Annotated in this window: 23 protein-coding genes; 6 read left to right on the top strand and 17 right to left on the bottom strand. The window is 62.4% G+C overall.

Annotated features, from left to right (window positions below):
- Positions 1-47: 47 nt before the first annotated feature.
- From ACP7AX_RS10345 to ACP7AX_RS10300, 10 genes are all read right to left on the bottom strand, one after another.
- The gene (locus ACP7AX_RS10345) at positions 48-1,187 is read right to left on the bottom strand and encodes a branched-chain amino acid ABC transporter permease (protein ID WP_426226376.1); all 1,140 of its coding nucleotides are present in this window, start codon (positions 1,185-1,187) and stop codon (positions 48-50) included.
- A 5-nt stretch (positions 1,188-1,192) separates the two neighbouring features.
- A complete protein-coding gene (locus ACP7AX_RS10340; RefSeq protein ID WP_426226375.1) occupies positions 1,193-2,098 on the bottom strand; it encodes a branched-chain amino acid ABC transporter permease in 906 nt (301 codons plus the stop codon).
- Positions 2,091-2,894, bottom strand: coding sequence for an ABC transporter ATP-binding protein (locus ACP7AX_RS10335; RefSeq protein WP_426226374.1), 804 nt, complete (start codon positions 2,892-2,894; stop codon positions 2,091-2,093). The genes ACP7AX_RS10340 and ACP7AX_RS10335 overlap by 8 nt, the downstream gene beginning before the upstream one ends.
- Positions 2,894-3,718 carry an ABC transporter ATP-binding protein gene (locus ACP7AX_RS10330; RefSeq protein ID WP_426226373.1) on the bottom strand — a complete coding sequence of 275 codons (825 nt, stop codon included), beginning with the start codon at positions 3,716-3,718 and terminating at the stop codon, positions 2,894-2,896. The genes ACP7AX_RS10335 and ACP7AX_RS10330 overlap by 1 nt, the downstream gene beginning before the upstream one ends.
- A gap of 36 nt (positions 3,719-3,754) precedes the next feature.
- On the bottom strand, positions 3,755-5,050 hold the full coding sequence (locus ACP7AX_RS10325) for an ABC transporter substrate-binding protein (RefSeq protein WP_426226372.1): 1,296 nt from the start codon (positions 5,048-5,050) through the stop codon (positions 3,755-3,757).
- 1 nt (position 5,051) lies between these two features.
- On the bottom strand, positions 5,052-6,782 hold the full coding sequence (locus tag ACP7AX_RS10320) for a CocE/NonD family hydrolase (RefSeq protein ID WP_426226371.1): 1,731 nt from the start codon (positions 6,780-6,782) through the stop codon (positions 5,052-5,054).
- Positions 6,783-7,052: 270 nt separating this feature from the next.
- Positions 7,053-8,063 carry a PDR/VanB family oxidoreductase gene (locus tag ACP7AX_RS10315; protein ID WP_426226370.1) on the bottom strand — a complete coding sequence of 337 codons (1,011 nt, stop codon included), beginning with the start codon at positions 8,061-8,063 and terminating at the stop codon, positions 7,053-7,055.
- A gap of 40 nt (positions 8,064-8,103) precedes the next feature.
- A complete protein-coding gene (locus ACP7AX_RS10310) occupies positions 8,104-9,198 on the bottom strand; it encodes an aromatic ring-hydroxylating dioxygenase subunit alpha (protein ID WP_426226369.1) in 1,095 nt (364 codons plus the stop codon).
- A 173-nt stretch (positions 9,199-9,371) separates the two neighbouring features.
- Entirely contained in the window at positions 9,372-10,916 is a 1,545-nt protein-coding gene (locus ACP7AX_RS10305) for an FAD-binding oxidoreductase (RefSeq protein WP_426226368.1), read from the bottom strand.
- A gap of 221 nt (positions 10,917-11,137) precedes the next feature.
- Positions 11,138-11,830 (bottom strand): IclR family transcriptional regulator, encoded by a 693-nt coding sequence (locus ACP7AX_RS10300; RefSeq protein ID WP_426226367.1) that lies wholly within the window; start codon positions 11,828-11,830, stop codon positions 11,138-11,140.
- A 162-nt stretch (positions 11,831-11,992) separates the two neighbouring features.
- Here ACP7AX_RS10300 and ACP7AX_RS10295 point away from each other — a divergent pair, with 162 nt between their 5' ends.
- Entirely contained in the window at positions 11,993-12,559 is a 567-nt protein-coding gene (locus tag ACP7AX_RS10295) for a PadR family transcriptional regulator (protein WP_426226366.1), read from the top strand.
- A 19-nt stretch (positions 12,560-12,578) separates the two neighbouring features.
- Here ACP7AX_RS10295 and ACP7AX_RS10290 read toward each other — a convergent pair whose 3' ends face one another.
- On the bottom strand, positions 12,579-13,082 hold the full coding sequence (locus tag ACP7AX_RS10290) for a MarR family winged helix-turn-helix transcriptional regulator (protein WP_426226365.1): 504 nt from the start codon (positions 13,080-13,082) through the stop codon (positions 12,579-12,581).
- Between the two features lie 193 nt (positions 13,083-13,275).
- On the opposite strand from ACP7AX_RS10290, the gene ACP7AX_RS10285 reads away from it, so the two are divergent.
- The 5 genes from ACP7AX_RS10285 to ACP7AX_RS10265 all read left to right on the top strand — a co-directional run bounded on the left by ACP7AX_RS10285 (position 13,276) and on the right by ACP7AX_RS10265 (position 18,389).
- The gene (locus ACP7AX_RS10285) at positions 13,276-14,211 is read left to right on the top strand and encodes an SDR family NAD(P)-dependent oxidoreductase (RefSeq protein WP_426226364.1); all 936 of its coding nucleotides are present in this window, start codon (positions 13,276-13,278) and stop codon (positions 14,209-14,211) included.
- Positions 14,212-14,264: 53 nt separating this feature from the next.
- Positions 14,265-15,113 carry an amidohydrolase family protein gene (locus ACP7AX_RS10280; RefSeq protein WP_426226528.1) on the top strand — a complete coding sequence of 283 codons (849 nt, stop codon included), beginning with the start codon at positions 14,265-14,267 and terminating at the stop codon, positions 15,111-15,113.
- Positions 15,110-16,285, top strand: coding sequence for an acyl-CoA dehydrogenase family protein (locus ACP7AX_RS10275; RefSeq protein ID WP_426226363.1), 1,176 nt, complete (start codon positions 15,110-15,112; stop codon positions 16,283-16,285). The genes ACP7AX_RS10280 and ACP7AX_RS10275 overlap by 4 nt, the downstream gene beginning before the upstream one ends.
- A gap of 29 nt (positions 16,286-16,314) precedes the next feature.
- Complete coding sequence (locus ACP7AX_RS10270) at positions 16,315-16,770, top strand: MaoC family dehydratase (protein ID WP_426226362.1); 456 nt, start codon at positions 16,315-16,317, stop codon at positions 16,768-16,770.
- Positions 16,771-16,850: 80 nt separating this feature from the next.
- Positions 16,851-18,389 carry an acyl-CoA synthetase gene (locus ACP7AX_RS10265; RefSeq protein ID WP_426226361.1) on the top strand — a complete coding sequence of 513 codons (1,539 nt, stop codon included), beginning with the start codon at positions 16,851-16,853 and terminating at the stop codon, positions 18,387-18,389.
- 124 nt (positions 18,390-18,513) lie between these two features.
- Here the strand turns inward: ACP7AX_RS10265 and ACP7AX_RS10260 are convergent, their stop codons facing one another.
- The 6 genes from ACP7AX_RS10260 to ACP7AX_RS10235 are packed head-to-tail and all read right to left on the bottom strand — an operon-like array spanning position 18,514 to position 24,664.
- A complete protein-coding gene (locus ACP7AX_RS10260; protein WP_426226360.1) occupies positions 18,514-19,455 on the bottom strand; it encodes a PDR/VanB family oxidoreductase in 942 nt (313 codons plus the stop codon).
- Positions 19,421-20,305 (bottom strand): ABC transporter ATP-binding protein, encoded by an 885-nt coding sequence (locus tag ACP7AX_RS10255; protein ID WP_426226359.1) that lies wholly within the window; start codon positions 20,303-20,305, stop codon positions 19,421-19,423. The genes ACP7AX_RS10260 and ACP7AX_RS10255 overlap by 35 nt, the downstream gene beginning before the upstream one ends.
- Positions 20,306-20,310: 5 nt before the next feature.
- Positions 20,311-21,078, bottom strand: a complete 768-nt coding sequence (locus ACP7AX_RS10250) for an ABC transporter permease (RefSeq protein WP_426226527.1) — start codon at positions 21,076-21,078, stop codon at positions 20,311-20,313.
- Between the two features lie 2 nt (positions 21,079-21,080).
- Positions 21,081-21,902: an ABC transporter permease gene (locus tag ACP7AX_RS10245; RefSeq protein ID WP_426226358.1), complete on the bottom strand. Its 822-nt coding sequence runs from the start codon at positions 21,900-21,902 to the stop codon at positions 21,081-21,083.
- On the bottom strand, positions 21,899-23,635 hold the full coding sequence (locus ACP7AX_RS10240) for a dihydroxyacetone kinase family protein (RefSeq protein WP_426226357.1): 1,737 nt from the start codon (positions 23,633-23,635) through the stop codon (positions 21,899-21,901). Before ACP7AX_RS10240 ends, ACP7AX_RS10245 begins: the two co-directional genes overlap by 4 nt.
- Positions 23,636-23,668: 33 nt before the next feature.
- Positions 23,669-24,664 (bottom strand): ABC transporter substrate-binding protein, encoded by a 996-nt coding sequence (locus ACP7AX_RS10235; RefSeq protein WP_426226356.1) that lies wholly within the window; start codon positions 24,662-24,664, stop codon positions 23,669-23,671.
- Positions 24,665-24,670 lie beyond the last annotated feature (6 nt).

The following is a 24,670-nucleotide window of genomic DNA, read 5'->3' as shown; positions in this document are numbered from 1 at the left end:
CGTCTGAATTGAATGTTGCAACTGCTGCCCTGCCGGGGGTCACGCCGTCAGGGGCTGTTTCGCCTGCGGGGTGCCTGGGAGCGGATCTTCCGGCCACCGCTGCGGAGCAAATGCGAAACACCTCGCGGTTCAAAGACCATGACGAGGACCAGAGCAAGACCGTAGACGAGCAGGCCGACTTGCCCAACCGGGATGCCAATGGCCCCTGACTGGCTGAAGTCTTCCTGTAGAAACGGGATGTACTCCGCGTACTGCGTGGCCAGGACGGGGATCGAGCTGATGATGGCGGCTCCGACCACAGGCCCCCACGTGGAGCCCAAGCCGCCCACCACCACGATAATCAGCAGCTCAAGGCCCATGCTGATGCCAAACTGCTCTGCCTGGACAAAGCGCAGCTGGGCAAGGAGGAGTCCTCCGGCGAGGCCCCCAAAAGCACCGGCGATGATGAAGGCCTTCATCTTGACGCTGCCCGCATTTATGCCGGCAATCTGGGCGGCCGTTTCCGCCTCGCGGATGGCTGTCATCGACCGGCCGAAGCGGGTTCGGTGCATGTTTACCACGGCCACCATGCTGGCTGCCACGCAGAGCCACACCAGGATGAACAGGCCCTGTTCGTAGGTGTACTTCATCCCGCCGATCGTGAGTTGGCCGAAGTCGACGAAGCCCAGGGACATGCTGGGGGCCGCGGAAATGCCGGCATTTCCGCCGGTGAAGAAAGGTGTATTGACGAAGATGTAGTTGCCCACGAAGATCAGGCCCAGACTGAGAACAATCTGGAACACTCCTTTGAGCCGCAGGGTCAGGGGTGCAATGATGGCTGCTGCCAGTCCACCCCCTATGGCGGTTGCCGGAAGCCAGATTACGAGCGGCAACTCCGCGATGCTGCCGAGCGCGACGCCGGTGAAGGCACCGATGCCCACGAACACGCTCTGTGCCAGGGAGATCTGCCCCGCGTAGCCGGAGAGCACGTTGAGCCCGATCGCGGCGATGGCAAAGACGCCGATGGTGCCGCCGAGGGAGAGCAGGAAGGGGCTGCCGACGCTGAGCGGAATGATGAGAATGAGCAGGAATGCCACTCCCAGCATGATTCGCTGGCCGGTGGAACGGCAGAGGCGGGATTCGTCACGCCGGCCGCGGGGTGCCGGTTGGTGCGGTGTCAGGGGCTTGACCAGGTCGGTAACGGCCACGGGGATCACGCCTTCCTAGTTTCGAGTTTTTTGGCGAAGCCGTCCGGCTTGACCAACAGCAGCAGAATGAGGCCCACCCAGGGCAGGGTGGTGGCGAATCCTTGTCCGAAGGTGTCCGGTGCATATCCGGCGGCATAAGTCTGCGCCAGTCCGAGTGTCAGTCCGCCGTAAACGCAGCCCGGCAGCGATGAGAGCCCGCCCAGAATGAGCGCCGGAAGCGCGGTGAACGCCACCTGGTCCAGGTTGGCCACCAGTCCCCCGCCGATCTCGGTGGAAAGCATCATTCCCGCCAAAGCCGAGGCGGCGCCGCACATGGCCCAGGCAGTTGCCGAAATTACATGGGGGTTGATGCCCTGTGCCCGTGCCGCTTCGGGATCATTGGCCGCGGCACGCATGCCCACGCCGATCCTCGTGTGCTGGATGATGTAGTAGAAAACGCCCAGCAGCATCAGGCTTAGCAGCACACACCAGATATCCCGCACAGCGATGGCGATGCCTCCCAGGCGGACCACGTCCAAGCCCCACGGGTCCTCGATGAGATAGTTCAACGGGCCCCAGATGCTTACCACCGCGGCTTGCGCAATGGAGATCAAGCCGAGGCTGACGAGCAACACGGACATGTGCTCGATTGACTTGTGGCCCTTTCCGCTAAGGCGTGAAAAGAGGAACCGCTCCCCCAGCACCCCCAGTGCCGCGCAACCCACCGCCGCCAGCGCCACGGCCAGGGTGAAATCGAGCTTCCACAGCACGTGGAACTGGTAGGTCAGGTAGGCGCCCAGGAGAACCAATGCTCCCGGCAGCATGTTGAAGTGGCCTGTGGCCTTGAGCAGGACGGCGAATCCGATGGCCACCAGGGCATACAAGATGCCCAGGGAGACGCCGGACGCCGTCAGCTGGATGAAACTATTCACTGGTGGCCCCTTCCAGGAGCAGCTTGGTTTGCACATTGGCCTCATCAGTCGCGCCCAGATAGGCAGCGATCACCCGCTCGTTCTGCTGGATTTCCGCCGGCGTGCCCAGGCCGATCACTTCGCCGAAATCAAGGGCCAGGATGCGATCGGCAATTTTCATCACCATGGCTACATCGTGTTCGATCAGCACTACAGTGAGGCCAAGTCGTTCCTTAAGCTCCAGCACATAATCGATGAACGTCGCGGTTTCTTCGTGGTTCATGCCCGCTACGGGTTCATCCAGCAGCACCAGCTCGGGCTGGGAGGCCACCGCTTTGGCGATCTCCACGCGTTTCCGGATACCGTACGGCAGGGTGCCCACGACGGTGTTGCGGTGCTCCTGCAGTGCCATCAGTTCCATGAGCTCGTCGGCCCGTTGCCGGGCCTGCCGTTCTGAGCGGAAGACGCTTGGCCAACGGAGGGCAGCCGCTACGGCCCCGCCACGGATCTGCAGGTGACCGCCGACCAGGACGTTCTCTGCAACTGTCATTGACCCGAACAGCCCGAGGTTCTGGAATGTCCGCGCTACGCCCATACCGGCAATCTCATGTGGTTTCTTGCCGGTGAGCTCCTGCCCGTTGATCTGAATCGACCCGGTGGGACTGACGAGTCCGCTCAGGCAGTTGAACAGCGACGTCTTGCCGGCACCGTTGGGGCCCAGAATGGCAAAGAGCTCGTCCTTTTTTACATCGAAGGTCACGTCTTTCAGCGCAACCACTCCGCCGAATTCGAGCCTCACCGCTTCCACGTTCAGCATCAGTGACCTGCTCCGTTCTCAATTTTTTGGCCGGCTGCCGGGGCGGCGATTCCGAGGTACAGATCACGCAGGGTGTCGTCCTCGAGCAACGCTGCCGCCGTGCCCTGGTGTTGGACCCGCCTGCTGTCCAGGACGTAGGCGTAGTCGGCGATTGACATCGCCGTCGCCACGTTCTGTTCAATGAGCAGGACGCTGCAGCCCTGTCCATTGATTTCAACGATGATGTCCCTGATCTGGTTGACAATCAGTGGCGCCAGCCCCAGGGACGGCTCGTCGAGCAGGAGCAGCCGGGGCCCCTGCATGAGCGCACGTCCTACTGCCAGCATCTGCTGCTCGCCGCCGGAGAGCAGCCCCGCAGGGAGGTCCTTCTTCCGCGCCAGGACAGGGAACAGGTCCACCACGTTCTCGTAGGCCCTCGCGGCGGCCACCTTGGACTGGATGTAGCCGCCGGCCTTGAGGTTGTCCCGCACGCTGAGGTCCGTGAAGACGCGCCTTCCCTCAAGGGAGATGGAAATTCCCTTGCGAACCCGGGCCCAGGCGCTCTGGCCCGAGACATCGCTGTCCCGGTATCGAATCGCACCGCCCGCAATCGTGCCGCCATGGATTCCCAAAAGCCCTGATATGGCACGCAGCAAGGTTGTCTTCCCGGCCCCGTTGACCCCCAGGAGAGCAACAATCTCTCCTTCGAAGACGTCAAGGCTCACACTCTCGAGGGCGGATATCGCGCCGCCGCTGTAGGCGACGGAGAGGTCGTCAACCGACAGCACCTTGGCGGCGTGTGAGCGGTCGGGACTCTGCCGTGCGGTCCGTCTCTCGCTGTTCATGGTTTCTCCTTGTGGTGCCATATCAGGCTCATGGGATTACTTGCTGAGAACGGAGGTGTTATATTTCTGCGCCACCTCGGACTGGAAGCCGTATTCCAACAGCTTCAGGCCGGTCTTGGCGGACCCGTCGACGGTGAAGATCGAGACGGTGTTGCCGGACGTTCGCTCGTTCAGGTTCTGGCCGTAGTTGAAGGCGCCGCCGGCAAGGCCCATGTCGTCCACGGTGCCCAGCGACTTTGCAACGTCGAGCAACTTCTCGCGTGAGAGGTCACCTGCTTTGACGGCCTTTTCGAGGACGGCAACTGTGGTGACTGCCGCCATGTACCCTGTCTGGTAGCTGTTGGCCATGGGCTTCGCCTCAGGGTTGATGGCCGCGATGTCCGCTTCCATCATCTTTTGGCCCTCGGCGGAGGCGTCGCCCCACTCCGTGCCGGTGACCACGAAGCGGGCGTTCTGCTTGATGTAGTCGGCGGCGGGCCCGGTTGCGAGGCTGGCATTGTAGGCGGTGTTGCCGGCCAGCCAGCGGGCGTCAAAGTTCAGCTGCACGGCGCGAACGGCCGCGTTTTGGATGGTGGCGCCGGCTCCGCCGAGGTCAACAACCCCGCAGCCGGCCTCCTTCAGCTTGGAAATCTGCGGAGTGAAATCCTGGAGTCCACTCGGATAACGCACGGCTGCGCCGGTCTTTAGGCCCAGTTCCTTGGCGGCAAAGGTGAAGCCGTTCTCAACCTGTGTTCCGAAGTCATCGTCCTGCAGCAGGGCGCAGTACGTCGCGTCTTTGAGGCCTTCCTTTTCCGCCAGGTACTGGAGGCCCGCAGCGTGATAGGTGGCATAGAACGGTCCGAAAGGAACGAGGTTCGGATTGGAGATCAGCTTTTCGTCCGAGGACGCCGGCACGGCGAGAATGTTGTCCGTCTTCATCTGCGGAAGCAACGCGGACGTAATGCTGCTTCCCAGCACATTGGTGAACATCAGGACGTTGTTCTTAAGCGAGTTGTACAAAGGAACTGCAACTGAGGGGTTGTACTCGGTGTCCACGTTCTTGACCTTGATGGTAAAGCCTTCCAGGGGACCGCCCGGCTGGGTAGCCCTGTGGAAGTAGGCCTCCGCGCCGGTGATGTTCGTGGCTGCCGGGGCCCAGATGCCGGACGTCGGCACCATGGAGCCAACGGTGATCGTTTTCGTCCCGGCGTCGAAGCCGGGGACACTGACCAAAGCCTTGGCACCTTGGCCTGCTGAACCGGCGTCGTTATTGGATACTGCAGTGCCGGCACAGCCGGTGAGCATGAGTGCGGCGGTAGCCGCCAAAGCAAGGGCGCGTCGTCGAGCAGTCATTTTACTTCTCCTTTGAAGAAATTACGGGTAATACAACATGGCTAGGAAAAACTGACGTGCAGAAGACCGATTGGGTTGCCGGCGACAAGTCGTCCTGTGTCACATGCCCGGCCAGCTTGCCGGTGCCGGAATTGCGGTCGAAGCACGGGAAATTCGAACTTGCGATGTCTATGCGAATTCGATGGCCCTTCTTGAACACCTGGCTCGTCGCGACCAGGTCGATGGTGTATTCATAAACTTCCCCGGGTTCCACGGTTGAGGGGGCATCCATGCCATTGCGGTAGCGCGCACGAACTATCCCGTCCGCCACTCCCATGGCTCGTCCGTCGGGAAAAACGTTGACGAGTTTCGCAGTGAAATCCGCGTCCTCGGCCGAAGTTGCCGCGAACAACGTGACGCTCAGCGGGCCGGTCACCTCCATGTCCTGCTCCAGGACAGAGCTGGAGAACCGCAGCACGTCATCGCGGCTGTCCAGCACACGTTGGTCCCGGGACCCGGGCATGTAGCCCGCGCCGCCGTCGGGCCCGCCGTTGATGAGGGTGCCGCCGCCGACGGTAGGCACGGGGTCATGGGGGTCATGGACGTACTGCAGAGGGGAAGCGTTGCCTGCCGGCACCGTGTCACCGAGCGAGCCGTCCGGCTGCAGGTACCACTTCTGCCAGTCGGTGCGCGCCAGCGGCCATTCCTCCTCCGACCTCCAGCGGTCGGCTCCCATCACGAAGATCTGGACGGGCGGAATCGAACTCGGGATGCTGTCGACACTTTCGCGAAGGAAGCGCATCTGTTGCTCCTCCAAGCGGATAACCTGTGCTGCGCCTGCCGCGAAGTGCAGCTCTCCGGCCGCCCCGGACTGGTCCGCGTGCGTCCAGGGCCCGATGACCAGATGCTGATTACTTCGGGCTTCCGCGGTCTCGGCTCCTTGGGCAATCGCGGTGAAGTTGTCCAGGGTGCCTGCAAGGAACAGGTCGAACCAGCCGCCGACGTGCAGGGCCGGTACGGCTGTTCGAGTCCGGTCCTTGGTGTAGTTGATCCCGTCCCAGTAACCACTATCAGTTTCCTTCTCAAGCCACGTCGTCCAGCTGGGCAGGACATCACTGACCGCTGTGAGATCAGTCAGCGGCAAGGTGCGGAAGGTCGCTTCCATGTCCCGTGTCATGCCCAGGAACGCACCCATCTGCGCAGCAATATCTTGCCCGCGCTGTGCGCGCTCCCCCAGCGTCTGAGCCGTCTTGAGCATGTGCCACCCCAGGCCCTGACCGAGCTGCATGGCTCCCTGCCTGTAGACCAGTCCGTCCCGGTAGTTGTTGGTCGCTACGATCGGGACGATCGCGGCCAGTCCTTCGGGGTTCTTCCCGCTGACAGCAAGTTGCGCCATCCCAAGGTAAGACGCTCCGAACATGCACACCTGTCCGTTTGCCCAGGGCTGGTCGATGAGCCAGGCAATAGTGTCAAGGCCATCGTCCGACTCGTTTTCAAAGGCATGGAGCACACCACCGGACTCTGCGGTCCCGCGGCAGCTCTGGACGACGACCGCGAAGCCGGCGGCCAGCGCCGGGGCCACGGGCAGCGTCCGCGCCATCGATTCCACATACGGAGTCCGGACCAGAAGCACCGGCTGGGGCTCTGCTGACAAGGAGCGGTACGCCGTAGCGACAAGGACAATGCCGTCCCGCATTCGAATCCGGACTTTTTCCATCACCCGGGATTCCATGGTTTCCATGGTCTGTGTCATAGCCTGACAAACAACCTTTCGCACTCGGAGCCGCGTTGCTCCGTCAGCCCACTGTGAGGCGTCTCACATAGACTATGTGGCAGTTCGCGGCTGATTTGTCTCAAATTGAGACTGTCAATCTGGCTGGTTCCGGGCAGGCAGAATCACTTGGTCGTCGCCTGACGCGGCGTCGGAGAGGACAGCGCTAGACCCTAATTCAGCCAAGACCAATGACGACGCCACTGGCTGCCGCCGTCGTCATTCCTTTTCGATGTGCTAACACGGGTGGGATCAGGAGACCTCGATGGTCACCACTGCCGGGCCGGCGACAGACGCCCCGGCCATCAGGCCGGTTTTTGAAGTGACGGCCCGCGAGACGCAGCATGCCATCTTCTCGGTGGCATTTTTCTGCCTGGCACTGTAGAAAACATCGCGGTGGTCAATGGCGCCCTCGAGTTTGAGGATCTTGACCTCGCAGAGCCCGCATTCACCTTTGCGGCAGTCGAACATCATGTCAGCTCCGGCATCCTCAAGGGCTTCGAGCATGGACCGGTGCTGAGGCACTTCCACTTCCAGGTTCAGGCGGGGCACTTTTACGACAAATTTTTCGGGGTCATACCAGCCGCTGTTGCCGAACGTTTCGAACCGCAGGTTGGGGTAGCTGAGCTCGCGTTCGGTCCAGGTGCGGCGCACTGCGTCCATAAGCCGGATGGGCCCGCACATGTACAGTTCGGTGTCCTCCGCTGCGCCGCCGACCAGCCGTTTTACGTCCAATGATGTTCCCTCATCATCGACGTGGACCACGAGATTCTCTCCGTGCAGCTCCTGCAATTCCGTCAGGTACGCCATGGCTGCGCGGCTGCGGCCTGCATAAACGAAGGTGTATTCCAGCCGCAGGTTTTTCAGGACACGGGCCATGTTGATCATGGCCGTGATGCCGATGCCTCCCGCCAGCAGGATGTAGCGTTCCGCTCCCACCCGGAGGGGAAAGTTCTGCAACGGCTGCGTAATCTCCAACTGGTCCCCCGGCTGGAGGGTATGCATGAAGACTGAGCCGCCGCGGGACAGCGGTGCCTTCAGCACGCTGATTGCCAGTCGGGTGCCGTCCTCGCTGGACTCGACCACGGAGTAGGAGCGTGTGTCCGTGTGGCCGTCGATGCGCACCTGCACATCTATGTGGGAGCCCGGTTCCGCTTTTTTGGGCAGGGATGGTTCGATCACGATGCGTTGGATGTCGGTGGCGATGTCCCGGACCTCGACAACTGTTCCCAGTTGCCAGACCTCAATGTTTGTTGCTGCCATGGCTGTTTAAGACCTGTTCTCGTTGCTGTCTGTTCCCGGGCTAGGCGACCGGGACCAGGCGGCCTTCGGATTCGAGCTGGCGTTCGATCAGGCGGCGGACCCACATGCCGCCTGCATCGATGTTCAGGTTGTAGAACTCATAGTCCGGGTTGGCATCAATGGCGGCCTGCTGCGCGGTGAGCATGGCCTCGTCCTCCCCGAAGACGCCGTGTACGCCGTCGCGCAACTGGGTGGTGATGAGCTGGCTGTCCAGCCGGTAGTTGCGCATGACGGCCCAGAAATAGTGGCAGGACTTGTCACTCTCGGGCGTGATCGCATTCATGACAAAACCGTTGACGCCCTGGCTGCGGTCGCCCTCGAAAGCGCCGGTACCCGCCTTGGCCACTCCTACGTCGATGTTGATGACCGACGGCGAGCGGAAGGTGATGATCTGCCAGCGGTCCACCTTGCCCTCAAAGCCCGGAAATTTGTCCCGCATGTTTTTGAGCCAGAACGGCGGAGCATCAATGTTGAACATCCACCGCGTCACCGTGACAGTGCCGTCGTCGTGCGTGACCACAAAGTCGGACTCGCTCAGCTCGTCCTGGCCGATCGAGGAAGAGTGGATGAATTCCTCGTGGGTGAGGTCCATCAGGTTGTCCAGGACCAGCTGGAAGTTGCACGGGGCATAGATGGTTTCGCCGTCGCCCGCCCATTCCGGTGAATCCAGCTGGTGCATGTCCGGCACCAGTGCAGGATCAGCCTTGGTAGGGTCCCCGAGCCAGACCCATACGTAGCGGTGGCGCTCCACAATGGGGAAAGACGGCACCGTGGCGGAGGGGTTTATGGTCTCCTGTGCAGGCATGGAGACGCAGCGGCCCGCAGCGTTGTAAACGATTCCGTGGTACGGGCACTGGATCTGGTCTTTGCCGAGGGTCTTGCCCATGGACAGCGGGGCCAGCCGGTGCCAGCACGCGTCGGCCAGGGCCACGGCCTTGCCGTCCTCCGTGCGGTACATGGCAAGCGGGCGCCCGGCAACCTTGCGCGACATCGGCTTGCGGGTCACTTCCTTGTCCCAGGCGGCGACGTACCAGACGTTCAGCGGGTAGCCGAGGACCTTATTAGTGGTGGAGCTTTGGGGCCGGACAGCAGTCACGGTTCTTCCTTCCTTTCGGCGGGCAACGTCTGCAGTGACGCCGCCCGCTGGATACGTGGAGAATTCGATGCCACCCCATCAATGACTAGCTATCTCCATAGATAGTGTGCTGGATCACAGACTACCTATGGGGATAGGTATTTGCAACAGGCGAGGCAATGATCCTCCCGCCGCTAGGTGTCCCGGCCAGGCCATATACCGTACCGGCCTGGCGAGAGGATGCCATTTGGGTCCACAGCATCTTTGATCTTCTCGCAAAACCGCCGGTAAGAGTGGTCGTTAAAATCAAGAAGTTCTGCAACGTCATCCATCAGATCAACGTGCGTCCGGTACTCCGAATAGCCAAGGTCGGCTACTCTGCCGATCATGATCCGGGCGACGTCGTAGGCGCGCCTGGCCTCCTCAGCATTGTCGCGGGCGAAGTTGATGCTGGAGACGACGGCGCAGGCGCGTTCTCCGGTCACCAGAATTCCGGCCTTGAAATTCAGCCCCATTTCGGAATGCGTGATCTCACGGAGCAGATTGACGACCTCCATGACCTTCCCGCCTTGCATCGGTACGAGGGGAGACATCCCAATGTGCGCGAAACTGTTGTCCTTGTACTTGATGACGTCCAGGTTCGGGACCCCGGCAAGGATGCGGTCCGAGATGGATTCGATCGACTCGTATTCCTCCGGGGAATAGTAGCCGGAGACCGTTGCCTTTGCCCCCGGTATGGCTTCCCAGACCTTCCGTATGCTGCGCAGCTGGAAATCCACCTCTTCCCGGTCTCCCCACATGGCTGTGCGGACGTACCAGCGCCCCAGCCCGGTCGCCTCACCGATCCGGTCGATTTCCTTTTCCGTCATGATGCCGCGGTCGCCTGCCGCGATAACGTCGGGGACCCCCGTCATCGTCGCCGCCATAATGGTGTTGTAAAGGCATGGGGTGCCCCGCAGGTGGTTCTTGAGCCTGAGCTCGCGGATGGCGTCGATTGCCGGTGCCAGATCGGCGTCGTTGGCCACCGTAAGGGTCAGCGGCGCAAACGTCTCGGGCTGCGGCATCAGCCACAGTCCCATCTTCACCACGATGCCGTAGTTGGACTGCATAAAGAGCCCATCAAGCACGGGTCCGGCACCACGCTTGTAGAGATGGAACGAGGGATTACCTTCCATGGCCCCGAAGCCAGTGCGCATGATTTCGCCGTCGGGCAGCATCACCTCCATCCCACAGGGCGCTGCAAAGTCCGGGCCATAGGGCAGGTACGTGACGCCGTTGTCCAGGGAGTTCCCCACGACACTGCCCCAACCCAGATCGGGCACTGAAACCATTAGCCGTGAACCTCGCCGGCGTAATTCGTCGTAGAGATCGAACCAACGGACACCGGGTTCGACAACCGCGTAGGCAAGTTCCTCGTTAATCTCCAAAATGCGGTTCATCCGCCGCAGGCTGATGCTAACGGAGCCCCCTACCCGCGGGGAGGGGCCGCCGTAACCGTTGTTACGGCCCTGGGAGTGAGTCCAGACGGGCAGCTTTTCCTCGTTGGCCAGCCGGATGACGTTCTGCAATTGTTCAACGTCCTCCGGAAGGACGGCAACTGACGGGTCGTAGGTGCTGTCGCCCGGGATCCAGTAAGGGTCCTTGAGCGGCCACGCAGGGTCTGCCATCTCCTCCTGGTCCAGTACGAGGCCGTCGTCGCCCACGATCCGTCGGAGGCGTTCGATGACCCCCGTAGTCATACGCGCAGTGCGCTCCGGGGCTGGTACAAGTTTCTCGGTCATTGTTTTCCCTCCAGTAGGTTTTCCTTGGGCGAACGTCCTGCGGGTCAGGGACCGACATTCGTGAGCCTTAGCTCTGGTGTACCGGTTCCGCGGGCTGAAACGGGTAGAAATTCCGGGTGCCGGAATACGCCGTATCATCTTCCAGCATCCGGAAGCCCACAAGGCCTGTGTCCTTCGCCTTAGCGCGAGACGGTTCGGGCGGCCGCGGCACATAGTGCTGCGACGGTCTCGGCGTCGGGTGCGTCGAAGGGCATCGCCACCGACAAGGCCGCGACAACGACGTTACCGGTCTCGCCGGTGATAGGTGCGGCGACACCGATGAACGCCTCGCTTGATTGGCGGTCCGCAAACGAGAGTCTCGTACGCCGGATTTCCGCCAGTTCTTTCCGTAAAACACTTGGGGAAGTGACAGTCCTGCCGGAGTGAACGGGAATCGCTTTTTCCAGGATTTCCCGCTGCACCGACGCGTTGGAAAAGGCGACGAGCACCCGGCCGGCGGCCGTAGTAAGTGCCAGTCCACGCCGCCCTGCCGGACGGAAATCGAATTTTGGCCCGCTCACATTTTCGATGAAAGCGACATCACTTCCCTCCAGCACGGCGAGCAGCGCGGTGTAGCCCGTCGACGCCGCCAGATCCTCCATCACCGGCAAGCAGAGCTCCCGCAGCAGCCGGCCGCGGGATGCCATCGAGGCGACCTGACGCAGTTTGCTACCTATGCGGTACCGGCCGCAGTCGGTCCGTTCCAGAGCACCCCACTCAGTAAGGTCCTGAGCCAAACGGTGAGTGGTGCTCAGCGGCAGACCAGCTGAACGGCCCATATCGGATAAAGTCAGGCTTTCCTGACCCGGGAGGAATGCCTCCAGCAGCCGCAAGGCCCGCAGTGTCACGGATCCCGTGGCGGGACCCTGGACATTCGCTGTAGTTTCCACCAGCTCGACTCCCAAATAATGACTTGGGCCACAGAGTATCTATGGATATAGTTATTTGCAACTGCGAGGAATTGAGATCACGGTATGAGTCTTCGCTACGCGCTCTTGGCACTCCTGACCGTCGAACCCATGACGGGTTATGACCTATCGAAACTGTTTGAGTCCTCCGTTGCCTACGTTTGGCACGCACCTGACTCGCAGATCTACCCCGAGCTACGCCGCATGAAAGATTGCGGGCTTCTAAAAGGGGAAGAGGTTGCCTGGGGACAACGCGGCAAGAAGACCCAATACCGGATCACCGCGGAGGGTGCGGCAGCCTTCCGGGAGTGGGTCAATGCACCGGTGGAATACTTCCGCGAGCGCGATCCGGTTCACCTGAAGGCGGCCTACCTGGAGTGGGCGGAGCCGGACTCAGCCAGGGCACATATGGAAGCCCACATTGAATATCACGCACTGCGGCGCAAACAGTGGCAGGGCATGATCGAGGAACTACGCAACGGCACAAGTGTCATGCTGGCCCGCCGGCTTGCTGTCTCGCCGAAGACAGAGCATCAGCGCACCACTGAGTACAAGATCTTTACGTACGAAGGCCTGATAGCCCGCGCGGAGACAGAAATAGCTTGGGCCCGCCATGGCTTGGAGCTGATCGACTCATTGGCGAAGGGTTCCTGACCAGAACCTTTCATCGTGGCTATTCCGGCCGGTCCGGAGTGAATGCAGTCCTGCGGAGCAGGCTGCGGAGCTGGTCGCGCTCCTCGGCAGTAAGTTCTTGAAGGGAGATGTCTTCGGCTTGTCGAACACTTTCACGTGCACGTTTGTACAGCGTCTTGCCCGAAACGGTTGCCCTGATGACTTTGGAGCGCCGGTCGTTCGGATCGTTCAGGCGCTCCACCAGGCCGCGCTGTTCGAGATCGTCCACAAGCGCCACGATCTGACTGGGCGCCAGGCAGAGGAAATCAGCCATTTCTCTCTGCGTAGGGCCGTCGGCAGTGGTGGCCAGCGCCAACACGGAATAGGGCCTGACCTTCAGATCCAACGGCGCCAACATTTCGTTCGCCCGTGTCGTTCCGATGCTGATTGTCCTTGCTGCGAGGAACTCGGTTTCACTGACCAGTTCACTGGCGAGCAGGTGGTCCGACGCGGGAAATGCGGCCGCATTGCGGTTCTCCATAGTCTCCATATTCACATCTGTCATGCTTCCCTCGTTTGCGTGTAGCTCACGTACCTCTGAAATGGCTATATCTAGGATACAAGATCTTTCGTTTTGGAATAGTTTCAAATCAAATGATTGACATCTTGAACTATGTGGGTTGTCATTGAGGCGAACTCATTGTGCGTCGCGGAGCGCACAAGTGACCCGGCACGTTTAGTAGAACCCATGGAGACAAATGAGCCTCGAAGGAAAAGTAGCAATCGTCACCGGTAGCGGACGGGGCCTTGGTCTCGCGTACGCGCGGGAACTCGCCAACCAGGGTGCCGCCGTCGTCATTAATGACGTGGACGCGGCCGTGGCTGCAGACGCTGTGACGCTCATCGAGTCCGACGGCGGCCGGGCGGTTTCCGTCGTCGCCCCCGTGGGCAGCAGTGAAGTAGCAAAGCATCTCGTGGAGACGGCCGTGGCAAAGTTCGGGCGCCTGGACATTCTGGTCACCAACGCCGGCATCCTGCGGGACAAGTCCCTGCTGAAGATGACCGATGAGGACTTCGATCTGGTGATCAACGTCCACCTCAAGGGCACCTTCACCTGCGTCCGTGAGGCCTTCGCCCATTTCAAGGAAAACAACGTCGCCGGCCGCATTATCACCATCGGCTCGCCAACGGGTCAGCGCGGTAACTTCGGCCAGACCAACTACGCCGCAGCAAAGGCCGGCATCGTGGGCATGGTCCGCACCTGGGCGCTGGAAATGAAGAAGGTTGGCGTCACCGCCAACACCGTCATCCCAGTGGCCGCCACCGCCATGACAAAGACGGTCCCGTATTTCCAAAAAGCTGTAGAAGCCGAAGAGCGCGGCGAGGCAATGCCCACTTTCTTCCGTAAAGATCTCGGCTTTGGCACGGCCGACGACGTCGCCGGCCTCATTGCCTTTCTCGCCTCGGACGACGCCGCCGGCGTCACCGGCCAAGTCATCGGCGCCGGCGGGGACCGGCTGCAGCTCTGGACCCACCCGGAGGCAGCAGCCACTGAATATCACGAAGGCGGTTGGGGCTACGAAGACCTTATCTCCTCCTTTGAAAGTCTTTTCGGCGACAAGCTCCAGCCCGTTGGCGAGGACTTCCCCGAACTGCCCGCGGAGCTGCGTCCCGAGCCCGTTCCGGTCAAGTAGTCGAAGTGAGCTACGTATCCGCAATCGATCTTGAGTCGCTGACAGCGATCGACATGCACGTCCACGTGGAGGTGGACGATCACGGGCATAACGCCCTCCCGCAGAAATTGGTGGACGCCGCCAGCAAGTACTTCAAGACGGACGGCCCTCGCCCGGGGCTGGACGACATCGCGGACATTTACCGCGAACGCAAGATGGCCGCCGTCGTCTTCACCGTGGATGCCCGTCGGGCGCTGGGACACAAGCCCAACAGCAGCGAAGAAATCGCAAAGGGTGCTGCCCGCAATAACGACGTGCTGATTCCTTTCGGCTCCGTAGACCCAACTACCGGGACAGAAGCTATTGAAAGGGCCCGTCTCCTGGCAGGAGACTTCGGCGTCCGCGGATTCAAGTTCCACCCCACGGTGCAGAACTTTGATCCCTCCGATCAGCAGTTTTACCCGCTGTGGGAGCTCCTGCAGTCCTTTGGGCTTCCGGCCATCTTCCACACGGGGCAGACGGGTATCGGTTCCGGACTGCCGGGAGGATTTGGTCTGAAGCTTGCGCTTTCCAACCCGATCCTGCTGGATGCCGTGGCCGCAGACTTCCCGGAACTGCAGATCATCATGGCGCACCCGTCGGTGCCGTGGCAGGAAGAGGCCATTGCGGTTGCCACACACAAGGCCAATGTGTGGATCGACCTGTCCGGCTGGTCCCCAAAATACTTCCCGGAAATCCTGGTCCGGCAGGCCAACACGGTCCTGCAGAACAAGGTGCTGTTCGGCTCGGACTTCCCGCTGATTTCGCCGGACCGCTGGATGAACGATTTCGGCAACCTCGCCATCAAGGACGAAGTGCGGCCCAAGATCATCAAGGACAATGCCGTCCGGCTGTTGGGGCTGGATGCCTTGGCGGCATCATGACTGAGTTCTACCCTGCTGACCAGTACGGCTACTCCACCCTCCTCAGCGAGGACGAACGCCAGGTGCTGGGCCGGCTGCGCGCTGTCCTTGATCATGAAGTCCAGCCGCTGCTGGCCGATTACTGGGAACGTGGTGAATTCCCGGACCAAATCATCAAACCGCTGGTTGACCTGAACCTGATGGAACCCCCGGAACTGACACGGGACGGTGCCGTTCCAGGAGCACTGTACGGAGGATTCCGGAACTTTGAACTAGCCCGCACGGACGCATCGGTGGCCACCTTCTACAACGCCCAGTCCGGGCTGTTCCGCACCGCGGTCAGCCTCGGCGGCAGCCCGGAACAGGCAGCAGCGTGGGACCCGCTCATTCGCAGCTTCACGATGAGCGGCGTTTTCGCCCTGACCGAACCCGACCACGGCTCAGACATCGCCGGCGGTCTGGAGACCAGTGCCCGCCGGATCGGCGGCACCTGGGTGGTCAACGGCGTCAAACGTTGGATCGGCGGCGCGTCGACCGCAGACTACATGGCTGTTTTTGCCCGCGACGAGGCAGACCATCAAATCAAGGCCTTCCTGGTCCGAACCGACGCCCCTGGCGTCGCGCTCCGCAAAATCGAGGGCAAAATGTCCCTTCGGATCATGCAGAACGCGGACATCACGCTCACCGATGTTGCGGTGCAGGAAGACCACCGGCTACAGAGGGTGAACGGCTTCCCTGACGTTGCCGGCCTTCTGCGGAACATGCGTTCCGACGTCGCATGGATCGCCACCGGCCTCCAGGCCGGGGCGTACGAGGCCGCCCTCCGCTACGTCAAGGAACGTGAACAATTCGGCCGGCCGCTGGGCGGGTTCCAGCTCATCCAGGAAAAGCTCGCCGCCATGCTGGGCAACGTCACCGCGTCCCTTGGCATGGTGGTCCGTCTGACCCAGCAGCAGGCAGACGGCATTTACAAGGACGAAAACTCGGCGCTGGCCAAGATGTGGTGCGCCGCGAAGGCTAGGGAAACCACCGCCCTGGCCCGCGAAATCTGCGGGGGCAACGGCATCATCCTGGACAACAGTGTGGGCAGATTCTTCGCTGACGCAGAAGCCGTCTACTCCTACGAAGGCACCCACGAAATCAACTCCCTCATAGTGGGCCGGGCCCTGACCGGCTTCGGCGCATTCCGCTGATCATCATCAACAACATCCAAGGAGCATAAATGAGCACCACCACCGTAACTTTCGAAGATCTGGCCGGCATGGAAGGCCACGACCTGGGCTACACCGACTACATCCAGGTAACGCAGGACCAGATCAACACGTTCGCCGACGCCACTGGCGACCACCAGTGGATCCACACCGACCCGGAGAAGGCCAAGGACGGCCCGTTCGGGGCCCCCATCGCTCACGGCTTCCTCACCCTGTCCCTGGCCATCCCATTCTGGACCGAACTGCTGGACGTGACGGGTGTGAAGACCAAGGTCAACTACGGCCTGGATAAGGTCCGCTTCCCCTCCCCCGTCAAGGTGGGCTCCAAGATCCGCATGACTGCGAAGATCGCCAGCGTCACCGAAATTGCGGGCGGCGTGCAGATCGGCGTGGACCAGACCATCGAGGTTGAAGGCGGCACCAAGCCCGCCGTCGCCGCGCACTCCCTTTACCGCTTCTACGCCTAGCAGTCGCCGCATTACGGAGGGCCGCCAAAGTTGCGGGGCCTCCGCCTCCCGTTCTCTATTCATAGGAAGGCTACGCTCACATGTACAACCAAGGAGTGGGTTCCTGGCTGCATCGACGCAGGCCGAAATCCGCCACCAAAACCGCTCTGATCTACCGCGACTCCCCCACCAGTTACGGGGAGTTGGCGGACCGCGCGGACCGGCTGGCCAACGCACTGCGGGACCGCGGCGTACAGCAGGGCGACCGGGTAGCCTATCTTGGCGAAAACGATCCCTCCTTCTTAGAAACGTTATTCGCCGCAGGCATCCTGGGCGCCATCTTTGTACCACTCAACACCCGCCTCGCCCCACCGGAAATCCAGTTCGCACTGCAGGACTCCGGAGCCGTGGCCCTCGTCAACGCCGAAGCCTTGGACAAGCTGGCCGTTTCGGGCTCCCAGGACACCGGGGTCCGGTGCCGGCTAGTGGTGCGGGAGGCGGCATCCAACGAAGTCTCCGCAGGCTCCCAGGACTACGCTGATGCCTTGGCCGCTGCGTCTGCTGAGCGCATCGATGTCAAGGTCAGCCTGGATGACAGCGCCATCATCCTTTACACCTCGGGCACCACCGGCCGTCCCAAAGGCGCCGTGCTGAGCCACGGCAACATCACCTGGAACTCCTACAACGTCCTCGTGGATTACGACGTGCTCAGTACCGACGTGGCCCTGGTTATCTCGCCGATGTTCCATGTGGCTTCGCTGGGCATGGCTGTCCTGCCTGTGCTGCTCAAGGGCGGAACGCTGCTGCTGGAACCGGGCTTTGTGCCCGGCCGGGCACTGTCCCTGATCGAAAAATACAGGGCCACCATGATCAGCGGTGTCCCCACGACCTACCAGATGCTGGCCGAACACGAAACCTGGGAATCCACTGACATCAGCTCGCTGCAGAAGCTCACCTGCGGCGGCTCGGCCGTGCCCGTCCGCGTGATGGAAGCCTACGAAAGCCGCGGTCTGTCCTTCTCCGGCGGCTACGGCATGACCGAAACCGCGCCGGGTGCCACCAGCATGCAGCCGAGCCGGAGCCGGGACAAGATGGGCTCGGTGGGCCTGCCGCACTTCTTCACCGACGTCCGCATCATGGATCCCCTCGGCGGACGCCAAGGCCCCCGCGACGTGGGGGAAATCCAGGTCACGGGCCCCAACGTCATCCGCGAATACTGGAACCGGCCCGACGCCACCGAAGTCAGCTTTGCCGACGGCGAGTGGTTCCGGTCCGGGGACATGGGATTCGCCGATGAGGAAGGGTTCGTGTACATCTCGGACCGGCTCAAAGACATGATTATCTCCGGCGGGGAGAACATCTACCCGGCCGAGGTGGAGCAGATCATCGTCGAACTCGACGGCGTGGGCAGCGTGGCCGTCATCGGCGTCCCGGACGAGAAGTGGGGCGAGGTACCAAAGGCAGTCATCACAGTGCGCGGCGGGTACACCATCACCGAGGAGGACGTCAGATCCCACCTGGACGGACGCCTGGCGCGCTACAAAATCCCCAGGTCCGTGGTGATAGTGGACGACCTGCCGCGGACTGCCAGCGGGAAAATCCGCAAAGCGGACCTGCGCCAAAGGTATGCCGGCAGTTAGGGCACCAAACAGCATGGGGCCGCTGTGGCCCGGAAGCCTCCTCGAGGGATCGATGAGTTCCAGGCCGCAGCGGCCCCCTGCCGTTTCTGTCTCCGCGTGGGCTTACAGGCCTTGCGGAAGGGAGTCAGAGCTCGAGCACCAGCTTCTTGCCCTTGCAGCGTGAGACGCAGATCATCATGACCTCGGACTCTTCGCGTTCCTTGGCATTCAGCACGGCATCGCGGTGGTCCGGCTCGCCCTCCAGCACGAAGGTCTCGCACGTGCCGCAGGTGCCGCCTCGGCACGAGGACGGCGCCGCCACACCTGCCTCGGCGACACGATCCAGGATCGATTCGCCGGGCATGACCGTGATCGTCTTGCCGAGCAGCGACAGCTCCACCTCGAACGGGTGGTCTGCTTCGCTCGCCACGATGTTCTCGTTCGTGAAGCGCTCCACATGCAGATCGACATCCGTACCGTCGACAACCGCCTCCAGCGCATCCAGGAGCCGCGAAGGACCGCAGGCGTAGAGCGCGGCACCGGCGGCCTCCGCCACGATCGCAGGCAGCGCCATCCGCTCGCCTTCCGAGCCCACGTACACGCGCACACGATCGCCGTAGGGCTCAAGGTCGGCGCCGAACGCCATCGTCGAAGGCTCACGGCCCGCATAATGCAGCTGCCAATCCGCGCCCGCAGCCTCGGCTGCGGCGATCATCGGCAGGATCGGGGTGATGCCGATGCCGCCGGCCACGAAGACCATGCGGTCCGAGACGGCAAAGCCGAACAGGTCCCGTGGGGCAGACACACGCACGAGCTGCCCCTGACGCACCTGGGAATGGATGTGCCGGCTGCCCCCCTCGCCCGCCTCCTCGAGAAGAACCGCTATGCGGTAAGCCGCACGGTCGGCAGGGTCGCCGCAGAGCGAATACTGGCGCACAAACGCCGGCTCCCCCGGGCGGTCGATGTGCACGTCGATGTGCGCCCCCGGCGTCCACTCCGGAAGTGCCCTGCCTTGTGGGTCTGTGAGGACGAGGCCGGCAATCCCGCTTGCCTCAGAGATTCTTGAGGAGACCTGCAGGGTCAGCATCGTGTTCTCCCTTCGGGCGCGCTGTTGACTCACTGAGTGCGGTCTGCGCAGTGCGGTAATTGACGTTCTTTGCCTGTTGGATGAGCTCGTAGACCTCGGTACGGAGCGCAGCGAACTCGGGGAGCGAGCGGGTTGTGAGCTGGTCGCGGTCAGTGGGCAAGTCGATCGGCACCTCTTTCAGCACGAACGTCGGCGCGTGCGAGAGCACGAGCACCCGCTGCGCAAGATAGACCGATTCGTCGATGTCGTGTGTGACGAACAGTACTGTCACGCCAAGCTGCCTCCACAGGTGCCGCACGAGGTCCTCGAGTTCGGCGCGGGTCTGCGCATCGACGGCCGCGAAGGGCTCGTCCATCACGAGGATGTGAGGCTCGTAGGCGATCGCCCGCGCAATGGCGACGCGCTGCTGCATACCGCCGGACAGCTGCCAGGGGTGCTTCTTGCCGGCACCGGCCAGACCGACGGCCTCCAACGCGTGCGTGACGAGGCGCGTACGCTCGGGCTTCTTGATCCCCTTGGCCTTCAGGGGCAGCTCGACGTTGTCGTGGACGGTGAGCCACGGGTAAAGGCTGCGACCATATTCCTGGAGCACGACGGCCATGCCCTCGGGCGGTCCGTTGACCGGCTTGCCCTCGAGCAGCACCTGACCGGATGTCGGGGCGAGCAGCCCGGAGACACAACGCAGGAAGGTCGTCTTACCGGCGCCCGAGGGTCCGACGATGCAGACAAGCTCGTTCTTTCCGATCGTGAAGTCGAGGTTTCCGATCGCTTCGACCGCCCCGCTGCCCGATCCGTAGACCTTGCGCAGATTGTCAACGTGCAGCATGACATTGCTTTCGTTCTGGGCCATTGCCCTCACCTCTCCTGGGTCTGCATGCCCACGTACCAACGCAGCACTCGACGCTCGATGAATTTGAAGATGACGTTCGCGGCGACGCCGATAATGCCAAGCAGGATTATTCCGCTCCACATCTCCTTGAATTGGAAGAGCCGTTGGAACTGAATGATGTTGAAGCCGATGCCGTTAGTCGAGGCGAACATTTCGCTGATTACCATCATGATGATGCCGATCGAAAGCGACTGGCGGGCACCGACGAAGATCTTGGGGGATGCCGCGGGCAGCACCACGGTCGCGAGGCGCCGCCAGCCACCGATCCTGTAGGACTTCGCGGTATCGATCTGTGTCAGATCGACGCCTCTCACCCCTTCGACGGTGTTGATCAGAATCGGCCAGACACAGCCAAAGGCGATCACGGTGAGCTGCATGTTCGCGCCTATCCCGGTGACGAGCATCACGACCGGTACGAGCACCGGCGGCGGGATCGCCCGGAAGAGCTCGAACACTGGCTCGACGTACAGCCGCAGCCGCCGGAACGACCCCACGACCATACCGATGGCGATGCCAATGACAAGCGCGCAAATGTAGCCGATCAACAGGCGCAGCAGACTCGGGAACACGTCTGCGCTGAGCCGGCCGGCCAGCCACGTCTTCGGGAACACCCCGACGATCGCGGTGGGAGAGGGCCAGTAGAGGCTACGGGAGATCTCGGCGTACAGCGTCCACAGCACGATCAGCACGACCGGGACTGCGAAGGTGACGAAGATCCAGCGAGGCGCTTTCATGGTCACACCACCTCCGCACGTACGGAGGCGTGCCAGAACAGCGCTCGGCCCTCGATCAGCCGGGTGCCCGCGTTGATGACAACGCCAAGCAGTGCAGCGACAAGCACCAGGGCATACATGTTCGAGACGGCCGCCGAGGACTGAGCATTTGCAATGAGCTTGCCCAGTCCCGGGGAACCGATCACCAGCTCGCCGGTGATCTCAAGGATCAGGGCGACAGAGGCTGAGAGCCGGATCCCGACGATAAGGTACGGCATCATACTCGGCCAGACAACGCGAAGGATGGTGCGCGCGCGGCCCAGGCGGTAGCTCATGGCCGTGTCGATGGCGACGCGGTCCACGTCGCGCACACCGTAGATCACCTGCAGCAGTACGGGCCAGATACTCGCGAAGATAACGAGCAGCAGGGTGGCCTGCATCGTCGTCCCGTATAGCAGCGCAGCGATCGGTACTAGCGCGACCGAGGGGATCGGGCGCAGGAATTCGATGGTGGAAGCAAGCATCCGGTCGATGACTGGAACACTTGCAATCACCACACCGAGCACGGTCCCGGCAACCACGGCTACCAGCAGGCCGATCAGCCAGCCGCTGACAGTGGCGCCAAGGGACTGCCAGAAAACCAGCGACTGGACCTGGTCGCCCAGCGCCTCCGCGATCTCATGCAGTGGCGGAAAGTATAGGGGATTGACGACCCCGATCTGCGGCAGTACTTCGAGCAGCACGCCGAGGGTCAGGATCCCGGCGGCGCCATAGAGGAACGGCGCCAGGGTGACAGACCGACCCTCCCGTTTAACAGACGTTACGATCACCGATGTCGCGGTCATCGCACCGTTCCGTTCGTCGGTGTGCTTGACATCGCCAACGCCTGCGCGAGAGCTTCGAATTGGAGAGCAACGGCAATGGCGCCTGGGTCAGGGATACCGATGGCCCTGTCTCCGACGTAGCTGCTGCGGCCAAGGCTCGGCCTAAGCTTCGCGGTGGACGTTGCGCCCGAACGCGCGGCATGGGCGGCATCAATCGTCCGCTGGCGTGCAGAGGCTGCGCCAGCCGTGGCGAAAGATTCGGCGGCCGGGTGTAGAGCGTCGACCATCGTGCTGTCGCCCGGAGCGGCGCCCCCCACGACTTGCACCCGCGCAGAGCCAGCGGCGAGCGCTGCCGACCAGTGTTCGGCGCTCGGCGCGCCATCGATGCCGGAAAGACCTTCGGCCATCGCCAGCAGCAGCAGGCTGTACAGAGGACCGGACGTTCCCCCCACCTCACGACGTACGATATCGGAGACGGCGGTGAGGTAACGCGCGGCGTCCGGCTGGGTGCGAAGGCGTGAGGATGCCGCGCGCACCGCCCTTGCACCGCGTGCGAGGTTCGTTCCGAGGTCCCCATCACCGACCTGTCGATCAAGATCCGTGAGTTCGGACTCGGCATCTATCAGCGCGCCCGCGATTGCCTCGGTGAACTCATGGATGTCAGCGACATCGAGCGATGAGGCACCCCCGTCGGTGTCAGTCTCGAAAAGTTCGGGGGCGGGGACCGTTATCGCACCCGTGGGGTTGAGAAGCGGCGTCGTCTGCGGGAAAGCCGCGACGCGGGCGTCGTCGGCGAGCAGTTCGAGCAGTTCAGCATCGACGCTGGCAACGGTGAGGGAGACACCGGGCATCTCGAGGGATGTGAGGAAAGGCCCGGCCCACGTCATCTGTACCTTCAGATCACGCGCGGCGAGTGCCGCGAGGACGTCACCCTGCAGGATGCGCAGGTCCAGGTCGGGCGTGCCGCCCAGAGAATTTATAAGGGCGACCACGTCGGTGCCGACGGACAGTCCGCGATCCGCGACAATGGTGCCGACAAGACGCTCAGCGATTTCGGCCGACGTGGCAAGCTGGCCAAGTTCGCTGCCGGCTTCGCCATGGATGCCAAGGCCCCACTCGATCTCGGTATCGCCAAGGGCGAAGTTCGGTGCAGTGGCGCCCGGGAGGTAGCAGGGGCCAAGGGCGACGCCCATGGTGGCCGTCCGCGCCAGGAGCCGCTCGATGGTTGCGACGATCCGGGCGGGTGACCATCCGCGCTCCGCGGCCGCCCCCGCAATCTTGTGGACGAGCACGGTGGCGGTGAGGCCGCGGCGACCGGCCCTGGAGGAGTCCCCCAGGGCCGCGTCGTCCGCGACGATGATCATCTCGACCGGGATACCCTCGGTGCGCGCCATCTCGGCGGCCAGACCGAAGTTCAGCCTGTCCCCCGTATAGTTCTTCACGATGAGCAGAGCCCCCGCGTTCGTCGCGGTCGCGACGATGGCTGCGTACACGTTGTCGACGGACGGCGATGTGAACACAGGACCCAGAACAGCGGCATCCAGCATTCCCGTCCCAACATATCCGGCGTGCGCCGGTTCGTGTCCGGATCCGCCGCCGGAGATCAGGGCGACTCGGTCTTCCTGCTTCTTTGACTCAGGCGAGCGCACGATGATGGGGAGGCCTGCAACCCGGCCCAGGTGCGGATTTGCCGCGACCAAGCCTCTGATGTAGTCCTCGATAACCGCCGCGGGGGCGTTGATGATCTTCTTCATAGTGTGGCTGTTCTCTCGAACGAAGGTAGGTAACTATTTGCTGTCGATGAAGGCAGCGGCCCGCTGTGCAGCGCCCTCGGGGTCCTCCAACGAGTTGGCGTCTGCTGAGAGGTTCGCTACCAGGAGCAGGTCCTCGGACGTGAGGCCCCATTTGAAGTTCGTGAGGATCATTGTCTCGATGAGACCGGAGTTGATCTGCGTGAAGTTACCCAGTTGCGCACGCACGGCATCGGGGTTCTCGGTGCTGTAAGCGAATGACTTCTCGAGCGCGCGGTTGAACCGTTCGATCATGGCGGGATCCTTCTCGGCTTTCTCCGCTGTCGCGAAGTACAGCGCGGTGACGAAGTCAGGATCGGCGTCGACATACAGACTAGTGACGACGCGCGCGCCCTGACCTTCTATCACTCCCAGGAAGGGCTCCGAGACGGATGCGGCGTCGATCTGGCCGTTTGCCAGCGCTGCACCCATGTCAGGAAGAGCCATTTCGACGAACTTGACCTTTGTCGGGTCGCCGCCGGCCTTGCGCACCGACGCCCACAGCGCCACCTCGTGGAGTCCCCGGAGGGCGTTCACTGCCAGCGTCTTGCCCTCAAGGTCAGCAGCCGTCTGGATGGGGCTGTTCTCGAGCACGAGGAGTGCGCCATGGTCGTCTCCCTGGACGCCGGTCGTGCGGCCGCCAGCCGCAATTGCCACGACGGGAAGCTCGGCATCGGCAGCCTGGAGCAAGTTCACGGAACCGCCGTACTGAATGTCATACTGCCCGTTGAGCAATGCCGGGATCATCGCGGCGGTGCCTTGCCCGAACTCGATGTTCAGGTCTAGCCCCTCCTCGGCAAAGAAGCCCTGATCTTCACCGACATACAGGGCAGCCATGTCTACGACGGGTACGCCAACGACTTTCACGGTCTGCAGCCCACCACTGCCGCCCGGGGTGGTCGCTGTTGACTCCGGCGTACCGGAGCTGCAAGCCGTGAGGGCGAGGGCGAGGACCGCGCCCAGCCCGGTCAGCATCTTTGCTGGTCGCTTCATGTGGTA

Origin of the sequence: Pseudarthrobacter sp. DSP2-3-2b1 (assembly GCF_049895945.1) — a bacterium.
GTDB lineage: Bacteria > Actinomycetota > Actinomycetes > Actinomycetales > Micrococcaceae > Arthrobacter.
This window is presented reverse-complemented; position numbering and strand designations above follow the sequence as displayed.